Source organism: Phaeobacter sp. LSS9, from assembly GCF_003443595.1.
GTDB lineage: Bacteria > Pseudomonadota > Alphaproteobacteria > Rhodobacterales > Rhodobacteraceae > Phaeobacter > Phaeobacter piscinae.
In genome coordinates this window covers 807,470-823,607 of the sequence record NZ_CP031956.1, presented here as the reverse complement: position 1 = coordinate 823,607, position 16,138 = coordinate 807,470, and the positions used below count along the sequence as shown (strand labels likewise).

At 59.2% G+C, this 16,138-nt stretch carries 14 protein-coding genes and 1 tRNA gene; 9 read left to right on the top strand and 6 right to left on the bottom strand.

What is annotated here, in order from left to right; translation table 11 throughout:
- Nucleotides 1–11 precede the first annotated feature (11 nt).
- Nucleotides 12–1,430, bottom strand: a complete 1,419-nt coding sequence (cls, locus tag D1820_RS04025; RefSeq protein WP_118067951.1) for a cardiolipin synthase — start codon at nucleotides 1,428–1,430, stop codon at nucleotides 12–14.
- 114 nt (nucleotides 1,431–1,544) lie between these two features.
- Between cls and D1820_RS04020 the strand changes: the two genes are divergently transcribed.
- A complete protein-coding gene (locus tag D1820_RS04020) occupies nucleotides 1,545–2,408 on the top strand; it encodes a YihY/virulence factor BrkB family protein (RefSeq protein WP_102896967.1) in 864 nt (287 codons plus the stop codon).
- 410 nt (nucleotides 2,409–2,818) lie between these two features.
- Here the strand turns inward: D1820_RS04020 and D1820_RS04010 are convergent, their stop codons facing one another.
- Both D1820_RS04010 and D1820_RS04005 read right to left on the bottom strand, forming a co-directional pair.
- Entirely contained in the window at nucleotides 2,819–3,574 is a 756-nt protein-coding gene (locus tag D1820_RS04010) for an RlmE family RNA methyltransferase (protein WP_096868797.1), read from the bottom strand.
- 68 nt (nucleotides 3,575–3,642) lie between these two features.
- Nucleotides 3,643–4,755 carry a Ppx/GppA phosphatase family protein gene (locus D1820_RS04005; RefSeq protein ID WP_014874712.1) on the bottom strand — a complete coding sequence of 371 codons (1,113 nt, stop codon included), beginning with the start codon at nucleotides 4,753–4,755 and terminating at the stop codon, nucleotides 3,643–3,645.
- A gap of 324 nt (nucleotides 4,756–5,079) precedes the next feature.
- Here D1820_RS04005 and D1820_RS04000 point away from each other — a divergent pair, with 324 nt between their 5' ends.
- From D1820_RS04000 to D1820_RS03990, 3 genes are read left to right on the top strand one after another with little or no spacing between them, the layout of a single operon-like run.
- Nucleotides 5,080–5,376 carry a virulence factor gene (locus D1820_RS04000; RefSeq protein ID WP_061049542.1) on the top strand — a complete coding sequence of 99 codons (297 nt, stop codon included), beginning with the start codon at nucleotides 5,080–5,082 and terminating at the stop codon, nucleotides 5,374–5,376.
- Nucleotides 5,377–5,402: 26 nt separating this feature from the next.
- Nucleotides 5,403–6,335, top strand: a complete 933-nt coding sequence (locus D1820_RS03995; protein WP_118070014.1) for a methylenetetrahydrofolate reductase — start codon at nucleotides 5,403–5,405, stop codon at nucleotides 6,333–6,335.
- 3 nt (nucleotides 6,336–6,338) lie between these two features.
- Entirely contained in the window at nucleotides 6,339–7,400 is a 1,062-nt protein-coding gene (locus D1820_RS03990) for a methyltetrahydrofolate cobalamin methyltransferase (RefSeq protein ID WP_118067949.1), read from the top strand.
- Nucleotides 7,401–7,737: 337 nt separating this feature from the next.
- Here the strand turns inward: D1820_RS03990 and D1820_RS03985 are convergent.
- Together D1820_RS03985 and D1820_RS03980 are read right to left on the bottom strand one after the other, a co-directional pair.
- Nucleotides 7,738–7,814 (bottom strand) — tRNA-Arg (locus D1820_RS03985).
- Between the two features lie 240 nt (nucleotides 7,815–8,054).
- The gene (locus tag D1820_RS03980) at nucleotides 8,055–8,624 is read right to left on the bottom strand and encodes a DUF882 domain-containing protein (RefSeq protein WP_096871322.1); all 570 of its coding nucleotides are present in this window, start codon (nucleotides 8,622–8,624) and stop codon (nucleotides 8,055–8,057) included.
- Nucleotides 8,625–8,998: 374 nt separating this feature from the next.
- Between D1820_RS03980 and D1820_RS03975 the strand changes: the two genes are divergently transcribed.
- The 4 genes from D1820_RS03975 to D1820_RS03960 are packed head-to-tail and all read left to right on the top strand — an operon-like array spanning nucleotide 8,999 to nucleotide 13,285.
- Nucleotides 8,999–10,633, top strand: coding sequence for a murein L,D-transpeptidase (locus D1820_RS03975; protein ID WP_118067948.1), 1,635 nt, complete (start codon nucleotides 8,999–9,001; stop codon nucleotides 10,631–10,633).
- Nucleotides 10,634–10,671: 38 nt separating this feature from the next.
- Entirely contained in the window at nucleotides 10,672–11,745 is a 1,074-nt protein-coding gene (gene lpxD / locus D1820_RS03970) for a UDP-3-O-(3-hydroxymyristoyl)glucosamine N-acyltransferase (RefSeq protein WP_118067947.1), read from the top strand.
- A gap of 48 nt (nucleotides 11,746–11,793) precedes the next feature.
- A complete protein-coding gene (locus tag D1820_RS03965; RefSeq protein ID WP_024097235.1) occupies nucleotides 11,794–12,048 on the top strand; it encodes an acyl carrier protein in 255 nt (84 codons plus the stop codon).
- A gap of 28 nt (nucleotides 12,049–12,076) precedes the next feature.
- On the top strand, nucleotides 12,077–13,285 hold the full coding sequence (locus D1820_RS03960) for a beta-ketoacyl synthase (protein WP_118067946.1): 1,209 nt from the start codon (nucleotides 12,077–12,079) through the stop codon (nucleotides 13,283–13,285).
- Between the two features lie 97 nt (nucleotides 13,286–13,382).
- On the opposite strand, the gene D1820_RS03955 is transcribed toward D1820_RS03960, so the two are convergent.
- A complete protein-coding gene (locus tag D1820_RS03955) occupies nucleotides 13,383–14,024 on the bottom strand; it encodes an invasion associated locus B family protein (protein ID WP_118067945.1) in 642 nt (213 codons plus the stop codon).
- 543 nt (nucleotides 14,025–14,567) lie between these two features.
- Here D1820_RS03955 and D1820_RS03950 point away from each other — a divergent pair.
- Nucleotides 14,568–16,112, top strand: coding sequence for a helicase HerA-like domain-containing protein (locus D1820_RS03950; RefSeq protein ID WP_118070012.1), 1,545 nt, complete (start codon nucleotides 14,568–14,570; stop codon nucleotides 16,110–16,112).
- The last annotated feature ends 26 nt before the right edge of the window (nucleotides 16,113–16,138 follow it).

The following is a 16,138-nucleotide window of genomic DNA, read 5'->3' as shown; positions in this document are numbered from 1 at the left end:
GTGGTCAGAATTTAGAGCACAGGGGCCAGCAGACGGGCAACCGGCGCACCAAATCTGATTGTCAGCGGTTGCGCCTCCAGATCGGTTGTCAAAAGGCGCGCAGACGCCATGTCCTGCTCCAGCATGTCGGCCACCTGATCTGCGGTCTCGCTATCAAAACACAGCGCCATACTCTCGAAATTCAACCGGAATGACCGATTGTCGAGGTTCATCGTACCCACCGCCGCAATGCTATCATCCACCACGAACGCCTTCTGGTGAAGAAACCCGGCCTGATACCGGTAGATCGCGACACCGACATCGCGCAGGTCGTCGAAATAGGCATAGGCAGCCAGCCACGGTGCATAGTGATCCGCAGTATCCGGCAGCAAGATGCGCACATCGACGCCGCGCAGAGCGGCGTTTTTCAACGCAGCCACAACATCCTGATCTGGCACAAAATATGGCGATGACAACCAGACCCGCGACTGGGCGGCAGCAATTGCAGAGAAATACAGCATCGAGCCGTTGACGGTGCTGTCGCCGGGGCCTGTTTCAATCACCAAAGCAGGTTTCCCCCCCTTTGCCACTGGCGCGCATTCCCAGGTCAGCAGGTCAAGGATCGGATCCTCCGTCAACCAGAACCAATCTTCGGCATAGCCAAGCTGCAGCTGCTGGACCACAGGACCCCTGAGCCGCACCTGCGTATCGCGCCAGTCGCCAAATTTGGGATCGCGGCCCATATACTCATCACCAATGTTCATCCCACCGGTAAAACCAACCCGACCATCAACAATCATCGTCTTGCGGTGGTTTCGAAAGTTGAGGTGAAAGCGATGTTTGGGGCCGGGCCGGGTGCTTGGATCGACCTGATTGACCCCCGCCGCGTCCAGATCCGCACGGTATTGATGCGAAAGCCCGTGACTGCCAACGGCATCGGTCATAAACCAAACGGCCACCCCGCGCCCCCGCGCATTGATGAGCGCAGATTTGAGCCGCTGGCCAATCTGATCGTCCCGCACGATGTAGAAATGAACCAGCACATAATCCTCGGCTGCATCAATGGCTTCGATAATCGCATCGCTGATGTCGTTGCCATTGATCAGCAACTCAAAGCTGTTGCCCCGGCAGACCGGATATCCGGCGAGCTGTTCAAAAGGCGCCTGATTCACCGCAAGCTGATCCCGGTCCTGGGTATAACGGGTGGAATAGACGCGCAGCGCGTTCAGCACCCGTTCCGCCTCACGCCGTGTTGCGCGATAGCGGGAGAATTTACGCTGTCCGAAGAAGAGATACAGCGGCAGTGCGAGCAACGGCGCTGAGAGCAAAAACACCACCCAGCCGATAGCGCCCTGAGGTGTGCGCGCGGTGCGCGCCGCCTTGAGAGAGGCAAGCCCTGCAAGCCCCCACATCACCAGCAGCGCAGATGTGCTTATCACCACCTCGACCATCACAGCGCCCCTCCGTGGCTCATCTTGAGCCCGACCCTACATTCGGTAGGCGCCTTTGGCCATATCTCCCTGAAAGGGCTGGTTTTTCGATCCAAGCTATGAGACCGTTTTCCCATGAGCATCCGTCCCTATGTCAAGCCCGGCGCCTATGCGTTGTATCTGGCCGCCAAGCGGTTCAACGACAAGAATGGCTGGGTGCTGAGCAGCCACATTGCCATGTCGCTGATGCTGGCCCTGTTTCCGTTCATCCTGTTTACCGTTGCGCTGACCGGTGCGGTAGCGGGGGCGTTTTCTGACGGGATTGATCTGAAAAATCTGGTCGAACTGGTCTTTGGCTCCTGGCCCGACAGCGTCTCTGATCCGATTGTGCGCGAGGTGTATTCCGTCCTTGCAACCTCCTCGACAGGGGTGGTGACATTGGGGGGTGTGATTGCGATCTACTTTGCCTCAAACGGGGTGGATGCGGTGCGGTTGGCGATGGTTCAGGCCTATCATGAGCGGGACCACAGGCCATTCTGGAAAACCCGTGGCCTGTGCATCGGCCTGGTGATCCTTGGCGGTGCCGGTATCATGGCAGCAGCCGTGTTTGAGCTGATCCTGCCGCTCTATGCGCGCCATCTGGCCAGCTTCTTCCCGCAGGTGCCCCTTGCCCGCAATTGGGAAAGCGGTCTGAATGGCATATTGGTCGCCGTAATCCCATTGATTGCTGTTTGCGCCTTTCACATGCTGCTACCGGCCAAACGCCACCGCTTCACGCAAGTGCTGCCGGGCGTGATCCTGACGGTGGTCCTGTGGTGGGCGGCAGGGCTGGCCTTCGCCATCTATATCAGCAGTTTCGCATCGTATTCTGCGACTTACGCTGGGCTGGCGGGGGCGATGGCAGCGCTTATTTTTCTCTACCTCAACTCTGCCATCCTAATCCTCGGGGCGGAGCTGAACGGCGTGCTGCTGCACCCCACCTCAAAAACCAAGGCCTGAAGACATCAGGGCTTGAGGGGCGAAATCTACGGGTTCGCACGAAATTGTTTCGGAAATTGCAACAATAAGGCAGTCTTGCCACAATTGGGTCACGATCACGGCCCAGTGATAGATCTATCCTCAGATCATACCAGCCACGACAGCTCATATGGTATGAGGATCAGATGCGTCTTTTGCAAAACAAACTTCCGACCCGCCCATTGGTCCAGCGCTTGTTTGCGCGTCGCACAGAGGGCAAGCCGCCCAGGCGTGTGGACATGCCTCGTGTGACCCTGCGTGCTGAAGGCACTTCGCTGGAAACGCTTGCCCTGCAGACGATGGCGCTCCGCTCCTTTGGCAGTGCGGCGCCGCGCTGATCTGAACACCATCGGGCAGGGGTTATCAACCCACCCGAACATGTCTAACTGGCGTTAGTCTTCCGCAGCGTCTGATGCATCGCCGCGAAAACCGGTGGCGACCACGAATTTTTCGGAGCTATCGGACCGCGAGGATGGCGGTTTGACGTGGTAGACTTTGGTGAATTTCTGCTTCAGCAGTTTCTGCAACTCGCCCTCCGCGCCACCGGCAAGCACCTTCGCAACAAACGTCCCGCCATCCTCAAGTACATCGAAGGCAAAGTAAGCTGCCGTCTCGCAGAGGGAGATGATCCGCAGGTGGTCGGTCTGTTTGTGACCGGAGCTGGCCGCGGCCATATCTGACATCACCACATCTGCCTTACCGCCGAGCCATTCCTTGACCTTGTCGTCGGCACCGTCATCCATGAAATCCAGTTGATGGAATTCGGCACCGGGCAGCGGCTCCACCTCTTGTAGATCGACACCGATGATACGGCCAACCGCCTTGCCTGGTTTTTCACCCAAGGCATTGATCCGCTTGACCGCGACCTGTGCCCAGCCACCCGGCGCACAACCGAGGTCAACCACCCGCGCGCCGTTGATGAGAAACCGAAATTTATCGTCAACTTCCATAATCTTATAGGCCGCGCGCCCACGGTAACCTTCGGCCTGCGCACGTTTCACATAAGGATCGTTTAACTGCCGCTGCAACCAGCGGGTTGAGCTGAGCTTGCGCCCACGGGCGGTTTTCACCTTGACCTTCAGATCACGCTGCCCGCGCCCGGAGGTGTTTTTGCCAGTGGGTGTTTTTCCCGTGGGTGTCTTTGCCATATCCGCTGTTCCTTGTCGCCCGAGGTCCCAAGTGGACCTGTTGTCGAACGCATCATTTCTATCGGCCCTTAGAACGGCCCGTCTTCCAACACGCCATCGGCGCTCATCTGTGCATAAAGCAGACCTTCGCGCAGGCCCCGGTCCGCCACCGACAGGCGATCTGTCGGCCAGCACCGCAACAAGGCCTGCAGAATTGCCGCACCGGACATGATCAGCGCCTGACGGTCCTCGCCAATTCGCGGGTCACTGCGGCGCCCTTGAGGGCCGAGTTCTAGATAAGAGCGGATCACCTTGTCAATCTGATCGCTTGTCATCCGCAGCCCGTCCACTTTGGTCCGGTCGTACCGCTTCAGCCCCAAATGGGAGGCGGCAACGGTCGTCACCGTGCCGGAGGTTCCGACGATCTGAAACCCCTGCCGGGTCTGCTCATCCTTATAGGGGGCAAAATCCGCAAGGTTTTCCTCAAAAAACCAGCTCATCAGCGCAAATCGCGCGGCATCGTCTTCGACATCGTGAAATTGATCGCGCAGCGTCGCCACCCCCAGAGGGACGGAGATCCAGTCCACCACCTTGGCGGCGGGAAAGGGGCTCTCTGCCGGGTGAAACCCCGCATGAAGCCGCATGATCGCCGAAGGACGATCACGTCGCGGGATCGAAGAAATGTCGATCCAGACCAATTCGGTAGAGCCACCACCGATATCGACCACCAGCAACTGATCCGTTTTGGTCGACACCAATGGTGCACAGGAAATCACCGCCAGACGCGCTTCTTCCTCTGGTTGGATAATCTCCAGCGTCAGGCCGGTCTCGCGGCGCACCTGGCGAATGAACTCACGCGCATTCTTGGCACGGCGACAGGCCTCGGTCGCGACCAGCCGCATCCGTTTGACGCGGTTGCGCTTCAGTTTCTGCTGACAGATCCGAAGCGCCTGAATGGTGCGCGCCATGGACGCGCGCGATAGACGCCCGGTCCGCTCCAAACCGGCACCCAGTTGCACCGACTTTGAGAAGCTGTCCACCACATGAAAGCCGCTGCCCTTGGGTTGGGCAATCAGCATCCGGCAGCTATTTGTTCCCAGATCGAGCGCCGCATAGAGCGCATCAGGATCTGGGCGGGCCGGTGCAGGGCTCTCTACCGCTCGGGGAAATGCGCCCGCACCTTTGGAACGCCTGGGCGCCATGATTCACGCCCTCCGATAATCGTGTTGATCCAAGCATATGTGGGCACATCGCTGCGTGCAAGATGGGCCGAGCGCCCCAATGACGATTTGCTGTCGCGCGAATTGACGTTTTTTGAACGGTTTTGAACGCTTTGCCGGTCAAATTCATAAAGCTGTTGAATATTATGAGGGAGCCACGCAGTAGCCAGCGCCGGGCCGCGTTGTTATCCAGAAGCGACCCGGAAAAAGGTCGCTCAGAACCAATGTCAGGTCGAAATCCGACGAACGCGCCCGGCGATGCCACACTAGAAACGCATTTACACAGACGCAAAGGAAGCCAAGGCAATGCCCGACGTCACCATCGTATACTGGCGCGACATCCCCGCTCAGATCATCGTCGGCAAAGGCCGTCGCGGGGCAAAACGCCAATTGGAAGAGCGGTTTGAACAAGCCATCGACCGCGCCGCCATGAAGGTGAATGCAAAGGACGCCGATGCCTATCTCGCAGAGTGGCGCAAGGCGGCGCCCTATGCGGTTGACGGTGAGCCTGCAGACATCGCAGAGGCCGAGGCCAAGCGTCTGGAAGCGGATTATGATCAGGACCGTCTGAAGACACTGATCGCCAACGACGGATGGGCATGAGCCTGACATCTTTATGGGAGGCCACGATGGCTTTGTTGAACTTCAAGAAACGCGATGCAGGCGCAGTCCAGCCCAGCAGCCCCGAGGTCGAGGCCTTTCTGGAAAACTACTCGATTGAGGTGATGCCGCGCACCGCCGCCAAGGTCGAGAATTTCCGCGATCTGCTGCCCGCAGGCACCCGCGTCTACATCGCCCATATCGAAGGCACCCCGATTGAGGAGATGGTGGAGACCGCCAAGCGCATCAACGCCGAGGGTTTCCCGGTGATGCCGCATTTCCCCGCCCGCATCATCCAGGATGAGGCGACACTGGCCGATTGGATCGCACGCTATCAGGGCGAGGCTGACGTCAAACAGGCGCTGCTGCTGGCCGGCGGCGTGGCCAAGCCGCATGGGGACTTCGACAGCTCCATGCAGCTTTTGGAAACCGGACTATTTGACAAGGCCGGTTTCAGCAATCTGCACGTGGCGGGCCACCCCGAGGGCAACAAGGATATCGATCCCGACGGCAGCATGAAGAACGTCTCTGATGCGCTTCTGTGGAAACAGAAATTCTCTGAGCGGACGGACGCAAAAATGGCGCTGGCCACGCAGTTCGCTTTTGAGGCAAAGCCAATTATCGAATGGGCAGACAGCATCAAGGCTGCTGGCGTTGACCTGCCGATCCACATCGGTATCGCTGGTCCGGCCAAGCTGCAGACGCTGATCAAATTCGCCATCGCTTGTGGTGTTGGCCCCTCGTTGAAGGTTCTGCAGAAGCGCGCGATGGATGTCTCCAAACTGCTGCTGCCCTATGAGCCGACCGATGTGATCGCCGAGCTGGCCGCCCACAAGGCTGCCAACCCCGATTTCAACATCACCAATGTGCATTTCTTCCCGCTGGGTGGCATCAAGACCAACGCCACCTGGGCCATCAACAACGGCGGCGCAGCAGCGCAGCCGGTCAATTCCCAAGGATAAACAATGACCCGTACTGTCGTAGAATCTAAGACAAAAACCGCAATCCTGGGATTTGATGAGCCGTTCTGCGTGATCGGTGAGCGGATCAACCCCACCGGCCGCAAGAAACTGGCGGCCGAGCTGGAAGCGGGTGATTTCTCCACGGTTGAGAAAGACGCGCTCGCGCAGGTGATGGCGGGAGCTAATATCCTCGATATCAATGCGGGCGTTGTCTACAACTCAAACCCGAACCCGAATGAAACCGAACCACCGCTGATGACCAAGATCGTGGAGCTGGTGCAGGGCCTCACCGATACGCCGCTCTGCATCGACTCCTCGGTGCCCGGCGCGCTTGAGGCCGGCCTGCAAGCCGCCGAAGGCCGCCCGCTGCTGAACTCCGTCACCGGCGAGGAAGAGCGTCTCGAGCATGTTCTGCCGCTGGTTAAGAAATACAACGTGCCTGTGGTGGCGATTTCCAACGACGACACCGGCATTTCCGAAGATCCCGATGTGCGTTTTGCTGTCGCAAAGAAGATCGTTGAGCGTGCCGCAGATTTCGGCATTCCGGCGCATGATATCGTGGTCGATCCGCTGGTGATGCCAATTGGCGCGATGGCGACTGCCGGCCAGCAGGTTTTCGCTCTGGTCCGCCGCCTGCGCGAAGAGCTGGGCGTCAACACCACCTGTGGTGCCTCCAACGTCTCCTTCGGTCTGCCAAACCGTCACGGCATCAACAATGCCTTCCTGCCGATGGCCATGGGCGCGGGTATGACGTCCGCAATCATGAACCCGGTAGCTCTGCCGATCACTCAGAAAAAGATCGCAGAGAAGAAAGCTGAAGTTGAGGCCGCGGGCATCATCCTCCCCGAAGGCATGGAAGATGAAGCTTTTGTTCAGATGTTCGGTCTGGGCTCCACCAAGCCACGCGCCGGCAAGGAGATGGAGGCCATCCGCGCCGCCAACCTGCTGACCAACAACGACCCCCACGGTGGGGAGTGGATCAGGGCCAACAAAGAGCCTGCAAAAGAAGGCGAAGAGGGCCGAGGTCGGGGAGGCCGCGCCGGTGGTCGCCGCCGCCGCGCCTGATCCGGGATCAGCGACAAGAATAAGAAAGGTCAGGCTTCGGTCTGACCTTTTTTGTGAACGCCCGCATCGCGGTTCGCGTGGCCAACAGCAGGCACAGACGCAAACCGCGCAGTCAAAACGACCAGATCGGTCAGGGGCAAAACGAGCGACCCACGGGTAAAACCATTCCATCATGGACGCAGGCCGCTCTCTCCCGCCCCGGATTTGTCGGGATTAACCAATAATAGTGCGTGGGCGGAGCAGCGTCCACTTCTGCCGGTTTGACCGGCAAGCCCTTGCCGTCCAGCTGCACGCGAACATCGCGCATGTTCAGCAATCAGTTCTGACTTGGGAGATATGGCGCACCTGAGAGGATTCGAACCTCTGGCCTCTGCCTTCGGAGGGCAGCGCTCTATCCAGCTGAGCTACAGGTGCCTATATGCGTCGTATAGCCGTCACAGGGTGGGTCTGCAATGGCAAAAAACACCGGAACCATAATTCAATTCAGGCGTTTGTCATCTGTATGCAGTTGCTTTGGACCCCGCATGACACGCCGTGAATTTCGCAGAAAAATCGCCTTTCGGGCACCGCGTTCTCGCGCAGCAAAAAACCCATGTTGCGTCACAACATGGGTTTGCAGAGCCTCGGGACAGGCGGTCAGAAATGGTCGCGGTATCAGCCGTTCCAGCTGCGAACGACACCACAGTCCATGTGTACAAAGTTTGACCCGCGGTATTTACCGACGCCACCCGCACGGCATGCTTTTGCTGCGTTGGCCATTTGCGTCACCGAGCGAGAGGACAGGCGCAGATCTGCCGCCTGACCACGCATGTGGAGGGAATTTTTCGCAACCCCACGCGACCGGCTGCGCAACATGGCGTTGGTTTTCGGACTGCGATAGCCCGACAGCATCATATAGGGTTCGTTCACATCAAGGAGGTTATGCGATGCAGCCATGATATCAATGGTGCGCAGGTCAATATCTTTAACCTGATCGTTGCGCCAGTCGCGCATGAAGTGGTTCACTTCCTTGACCGCATCCTTGATGTATTTGCCGTCGATCCAATACACCATGTCGATCCGCTCACCGGTGCGGCCTGAGAACATTCGGATCCGCCGAATGTCACCCGCGCCGCGCAAGAAGCCCGCTGCATTGGAGAAGGTCGGAGCGGCGACCAAAGTTGTTGCCGCGAACGCACCCAGTAGGGCACGACGGGAGAAACCCGATTTTTCAGTAGTAGCCATTGTCACTGCGCTGTCCCGTACGCCTGATGTCTCTGCCTGTGCCCGATGTTACGGACATGGTGTGGTCCTGTTTCCACGCGAGAACTGTATTGCACATACAGAATCGCGCGCCAAGTTTTGAATGTTGCAGCTCGACATGAACTGTGAATTTCGGCAATTTTTTGCGCAAAAGGGAAATAAATGGTTAATTTCCCCTCAATGTGTCGTGGCCGCCACGGGCCGTATGCGTCTTATTGCGACCCATAAGACGCAGGTGCCTGTTGCCTGTTTGCGCTGATCAAAATGTGAATGGACAGCGAGGGCTGGCGTTTACCAGGATTTCATGTAGGCAACCACAGACTGTGAAAAGCAATTCATTTGAGGACCGTACCCATATGTCGCCTGTCATTGTGACCCGTGCCATTTCGACTGTTGGCCCGACGCTGAAGGCGGGGCTGTTTGCGCTTGCGCTTGGCGGCTTTGCACTCGGTGCACCGGATGGTGCGACCGCACAGGTGACCGCGTTCAAGCAAGCGGTTGCCGAGGCAGCCTCGGCCAGCGATCCGGTGGCGCAGTTCTACCGCGAGACAGGATACACCGCGATCTGGACCGGAAGTGATGATGCCGCCCGTGCCCGTCGCGCCGCATTGTTCCGCGCCTTGGGAGAGGCGCCGATGCACGGGCTTCCGGATCGGACATCGGAAATCAACGCATTGATGGACGTATTGAAGTCGGTCCAGACCACGCGTGATCTGGGTCGGGCCGAGGTAGCAATGAGCCGCGCCTTGGTCGGCTATGCCAGCGACTTGCAAACCGGGCTCCTGCAGCCGCGCCAAATCGATGATGGCATCGTCCGCAAGAAACATCAGCCTGATTTTGCCGCCTACCTGGCTGGCATGCGTGATCAGGCGCCGGTTGCCTATCTGCGCAGCCTCGCCCCGCAAAGCGCCCAATATCAGGCCTTGCTGCGTGAGAAGATGCGCCTGGAGGCGCTGCAGCAGGCAGGTGGTTGGGGGCCGCAGGTCGCGGCCAAGAAACTGGAGAGCGGAGACAGCGGCCCCGCAGTCATCGCGCTGCGCAATCGCCTTATCGCCATGGGCTACCTTCCGCGTAGTGCCGCGCGCAGCTATGACGGTGCGCTGGAACGCGCGGTTCAGGCGTTCCAATCGGACCATGGCCTTAACGCTGATGGTGTTGCCGGTGGCGGCACCCTCGCGGAAATCAACAAACCGGTCTCGGCGCGGCTGAAGTCGGTTCTTGTCGCAATGGAGCGTGAGCGCTGGCTGACGCCCGAGCGCGGAACCCGCCATGTTCTGGTGAACCAAACCGACTTTACTGCCAAGATTATCGACAACGGCGAAGTGACCTTTGTGACGCGCTCCGTCATTGGCAAAGACAATGCAGACCGACGCTCGCCGGAGTTCTCCGACGAGATGGAGCATATGGTCATCAACCCCAGCTGGTATGTTCCACGCTCCATCGTGACCAAGGAATATCTGCCCAAGCTGCGCAACAACCCAAATGCGGTCGGCCACATCGAAATCACCGACAGCCGCGGCCGCAAGGTGAATCGCGCCACCGCTGATTTTTCCAAATATACCGCGCGAACGTTCCCTTTTGCGATGCGTCAGCCGCCCAGCCGCAAGAACGCGCTTGGCCTGGTCAAGTTCATGTTCCCGAACAAATACAATATCTACCTGCATGACACGCCGCAGAAGAGCCTCTTTCAACGGGAGGTCCGCGCCTTCTCGCATGGCTGTATCCGCCTCGCGCAACCCTTTGAATTTGCGTATGCTTTGCTGGCGCGCCAGACTGAAAACCCCAAGGACTTCTTTCACCGCATTCTGAACAGCGGGAAAGAGACCAAGGTCGTTCTGGATCAGAAGGTGCCGGTGCACATCATCTATCGCACCGCCTTTGTAACGCCGAAGGGGCAGCCAGAGTACCGACGCGATATCTATGGCCGTGACGCCAAGGTATGGGCCGCACTGGAACGGGCAGGGGTGGTGTTGCCGGGCGTACAAGGGTAATCCTCGGGCCCAAAGGCAACAGACCGGAAAGGCCCGACATGTTTACAGTCCGCGAAATCGCCGCCTCGCTTCAGGTAGAGGCTGAGGGAGATTTGGATCTGACGGTGCTGCGGGCAGCTGAACCTCAGGACGCCGGGCCGAATGATCTGGCGATGGCGATGGCCCCTAAATACGCTGAGAGCCTGGACGAGGGCAGCGCCCGCGTGGCGCTGGTCTGGGAAGGCGCCGACTGGCAGGCCATGGGCCTACAGGCGGCTATCTTTGCGCCACGCCCCCGCTTGGCCATGGGCGGCATCACCCGGCTGCTGGATCCCGGACAGGGATTTGGCACGGGCATCCACCCCAGTGCCGTTGTCGACCCTACCGCCGAACTGGGCGAGGGCGTCTGTGTTGGCCCGCTGGCGGTGATCGCCGCAGGCGCGCGCATTGGCGCAGGCTCGGTGATCGGCCCGCAATGCCACATCGGAGCGGATGTGACCCTCGGCCAGAACGCCCAGCTGCGCGAATCCGTCAGCATTGGCGCGCGCGCCACAATTGGCGACCGATTTCGTGCCCAACCCGGCGCGCGGGTTGGCGGCGATGGGTTTTCTTATGTCACCCCGGAGGTGTCGGGCGTGGAAACCGCCCGCAAAACAATGGGCGATCAGGGCGAGAGCAAAGCGCAAAGCTGGCTGCGCATCCATTCGCTCGGGGCCGTGGACATTGGCGATGATGTCGAACTTGGCAGCAACTGTACCATCGACAACGGCACCATCCGTAATACGGTAATCGGCAGCGGCAGTAAGCTGGATAACCTTGTACATGTCGGCCACAACACCCGTGTGGGCCGCGATTGCCTGCTCTGCGGACAGACCGGGATTTCCGGTTCGGTTGATATCGGCAACAACGTGGTTCTGGGCGGGCAGACCGGCGTTGCGGACAATCTCTTCATCGGTGATGGCGTGATCGCAGGCGGCGGCACCAAGATCCTGTCCAATGTTCCGGCAGGCCGCGTGGTGATGGGATATCCGGCTGTCAAAATGGAGACACATACCGAAATGTATAAGGGGCAGCGGCGCCTGGGCCGTCTGATGCGCGACATTGAAGCGCTGAAGAAGGCGGTTTTCAAATAACGGCGCAGCCACTACATGACGCAAAATACCATCGATCAGGGGTCCCTTATGAGCACGCAGGACAAGGTCATCGCCATCATTGCCGAACAGGCCGTGCTGGAGCCATCGGATGTGACACTCGACAGCACACTGGAGGATCTGGGGATCGACAGCCTCGGCCTCGTTGAGAGCATCTTCGCCATTGAGGAAGAGTTTGATATCACCATTCCCTTCAATGCCAATGAACCGGAGAAAAGCGATTTCGACATCTCCAACGTGGCGGCGATCATCGCGGGTATCGACACGCTGATTTCAGAAAAATGACCATGCGGGATCGGGTTGGAGACGACGGATGAACCGGGTTGTCATCACCGGGATGGGCACGATCAACGCGCTTGGCCACACCGTGTCCGAGACCATGGCCTCCATGGCCGAAGGGCGCTGCGGCATTGGCGAACTTGAGTTTCAGGATGTTGATCGCCTATCCATCCGCATTGGGGGTCAGGTGCGGGGGTTTGAGGCGGAGGGACGTTTTAATCGCCAACAGATGAGCCTCTACGATCGGTTTACCCAATTCACATTGACGGCCGCCAAAGAGGCGATAGACCAATCGGGTCTGGAATTTCATGGCGAGCTGTCGCAGAAATCCGGCGTGGTACTGGGCACGGCAGGCGGTGGTGTCTCGACCTGGGACGATAACTATCGGTCTGTCTATGAGGCGGGGAAAAATCGGGTCCATCCCTTCGTCGTGCCCAAGCTGATGAACAACGCCGCAGCCAGCCATGTGTCCATGGAACACAATCTGAAGGGGCCGAGTTTCACGGTCTCCACCGCCTGCGCCTCCTCCAATCATGCGATGGCACAGGCGTTTCAAATGGTCCGCTCCGGTATGGCGCCGGTGATGATTACAGGCGGATCTGAATCGATGCTGTGCTTTGGTGGGGTAAAGGCCTGGGAGGGCTTACGGGTAATGTCACGCGATGCCTGCCGCCCCTTCAGCGCCAATCGCAACGGGATGGTGCAGGGTGAAGGGGCTGGTGTCTTTGTCTTCGAAGACTACGAACACGCCCGTTCCCGCGGCGCTGATATCATCTGTGAGGTCATCGGCTTTGCCATGTCATCAGATGCCGCCGATATCGTGATGCCCAGCAAACAGGGCGCAGCGCGGGCCATTGCAGGCGCCTTGCAGGATGCGAGGCTGAACCCGGAGGATGTCGGTTATGTCAACGCCCATGGCACCGGAACTGCGGCCAACGACAAGACAGAGTGCGCGGCCGTGGCCGATGTCTTTGGTCCGCATGCTGACAATCTGATGATCTCCTCCACCAAATCCATGCACGGCCATCTGATTGGCGGCACAGGCGCGGTGGAACTGCTGGCCTGCATCATGGCGCTGCGCGACGGTGTTGTGGCCCCCACCATCGGCTATGAGGAACCCGATCCCGAATGCGCGCTTGATGTGGTGCCGAATGAGGCACGGCAGGCTGATGTGACTGTCGCCCTCAGCAATGCCTTTGCCTTTGGCGGGTTGAACGCGGTGCTGGCCCTGCGAAAGATCTGAGTGGCCAGCGTAATATCCATCAGCAAAACATAAAAAACCGCCGCGATCCTAGCCAGGATGCGGCGGTTTTCTGTTTCGGGCGTCTGTGTCGGACGGCTTACTGTTTCACCACATCCACAACGTTATATCCGGCGGTAAAGCCGCTTAGCGACAGATCCATATTGATCACCTGATCAGGGGCGGGTGCCGGGCGCAGGCTCAATGTGGCTTTCTTGCCTTTCTTGAAGGCTGCGATATCGGTCTCGGTAAGGCCAATCTGCGCCACACAGCCCATCGGGTTGCAGAACGAGTAGTTATACCGTTTGCCCGGTGCGCCATCGATGGAGATGGTCAGCGCCGCTGGCAGCAGCGTTTCCAGCGGAACGATGACCGTGGCGCCGGCGACGGCCTGGCTGCCTTCCTGATTGATCCGGAACATCGAAAACTCCGCCATCGGGTTCCCGGACGCATCGGTCATGATCTGCAGCAGTGAGCAGGGGTCGTTGTCTTCTTCGGTCTTGACGCAGGCCAGATCCCAATCACCGTGGGTTTCTTTGGAATAGCGCTGGCCCAGTTGCGGGCCGTCCTGTACGGGCTGGCCAAGATCCAAGACGTCATCGGCCTTTGGGGCCTCCGTCGTGGCCTCTGCGGCGGGCTGGCTCTCTTCGGTCTCGGCCGCCCCAGCGGTGTCCTGCGCCATCAGGGGCAGCGGCAACGCCATCAGCGCTGCCAGGGTCATCGGGGTCAGGGACTTGATCATGATTGCCTCATCTATCCTGTGTTATCGGCCCGATGTAGCATGCCCGAAACCCGGTGTCAGTCCCATAACCATCTGACGCCCCAGCACTGGCGGGGAATTGATCGGATTATACGTCAGAGATGGAAGCGGCTGGATTAAAACAAAAAAGGGAGCAAAAATGCCCCCTTTTTCGTATTTTTTCTCCCCGTCGGACTGGCCGACTTAGTTATTGGGAGGACGTTACGAAAGGGTCGGCCATCGGTCAACATGCAAAGAGAAAAAAATGTCGCAGTTGAGGGATTAATTGACGCCTTCGCATGACGCGCGCGCAATGGGCACGAAACACGCCTGACGTGCAGGCGCAATCTCCCGGACTGCCCGGAAACGCGGCACAAAAAAAGGCCGTGCCCGAAGCACGGCCCAGTCTGACAGGGAGGAAATGTCCGCCGGACCAACCGCATGATGGCCGACGGGCAATTATCACTCTCGCATTCAAAGGTTAATTTTGTATTTTCATTTCACAGAAACCGCAGCGTGCGGGATGACAACAGCCGGGGGCAGATCATGCAGGACAAGTTATTTATCGGGGGTGGGGGTGAAAACTATGCGGATCCACAGGCGCTGACGCTCAAATACGCCAATCGTCACGGGCTGATTGCAGGGGCCACCGGCACCGGCAAAACCGTAACCCTGCAGATCCTCGCAGAGAGTTTTTCCAATGCCGGAGTTCCGGTTATTCTGTCGGATGTAAAAGGGGACCTCTCCGGCCTTGCGAAATCCGGCAGCGCTACGCACAAACTGCACGACGCCTTTACCAGCCGGGCGGAAAAAATCGGCTTCGGCGATTACCGCTACCACGCCTGTCCGGTCATCTTCTGGGATCTCTACGGCCAGCAGGGACATCCGGTGCGCACCACTGTCGCCGAGATGGGGCCGCTGCTTCTGGCGCGATTACTCGAGTTGAGCGAGGCACAGGAAGGCATTCTGAACATTGCCTTCCGTCTGGCCGATGAGGAAGGGCTTGCGCTGCTGGATCTGAAGGATCTGCAGGCGCTGCTGGTCTGGGTCGGGGAAAACCGCGCTGATCTCTCGCTGCGCTACGGCAATGTCTCCACCGCCTCCATCGGGGCAATCCAGCGTCGATTGCTGGTGCTGGAAAACCAGGGCGGTGCGCAGCTCTTTGGCGAACCTGCGCTAGACCTTGCTGATCTGATGCGCTGCACGGCGGAGGGGCACGGCATGGTCAATATCCTCGCCGCAGACAAGCTGATGGCCGCACCGGGACTATATGCAACATTTCTGCTGTGGCTCCTCAGTGAACTGTTCGAAGAACTGCCGGAGGTTGGGGATCCTGACAAACCGAAGTTGGTCTTCTTCTTTGACGAGGCGCATCTGTTGTTTGATGACGCCCCCAAGGCGCTGATCGACAAGGTGGAGCAGGTGGCCCGTCTGATCCGCTCCAAAGGGGTCGGGATCTATTTCATCACCCAGAACCCGGCTGATGTGCCGGAAGACATCCTTGGCCAGCTTGGCAACCGCATCCAGCACGCCTTGCGTGCCTTCACCGCGCGCGATCGCAGGAACCTGCGGATGGCGGCGGAAACCTATCGCGAGAACCCGCGGTTTTCGACTGAGGAGGCCATTCGCGAGGTTGGCGTAGGCGAGGCGGTCACCTCCATGCTGCAGAAAAAGGGCATTCCCGGTGTGGTCGAGCGGACGCTGATCCGTCCGCCCAGTTCTCAGCTGGGGCCGATCACTGCTGCGGAGCGGGCGGCGTTCCTGCAGACCTCGGATATGGCCGGGAAGTACGACCAGACCAGCGACCGGCGCTCCGCCTATGAAATCCTCGCCGAACGCGCCGCCAAGGCCGCAGCCGAGGCTGAGGCCGCAGAGGTGGCGGCCGAAGCCGCACCAGAGCCGATGGCGCGTGAGTATAACGCCGGGCGGCGCTACTCCGGAAGTCGCGTCAGCCGGTCGTCGTCGCGGCGGATGAAACCGCGCGACAGCTTTGCCTCAGCCATGTCGGAAGCAGTAATCAAGGAGTTGAAAGGCACCACTGGGCGGCGCCTTGTGCGCGGCATCCTTGGTGGGTTGTTCAAGGGACGCTGAGCGCCACCAGAACAAAAGAAAACGCC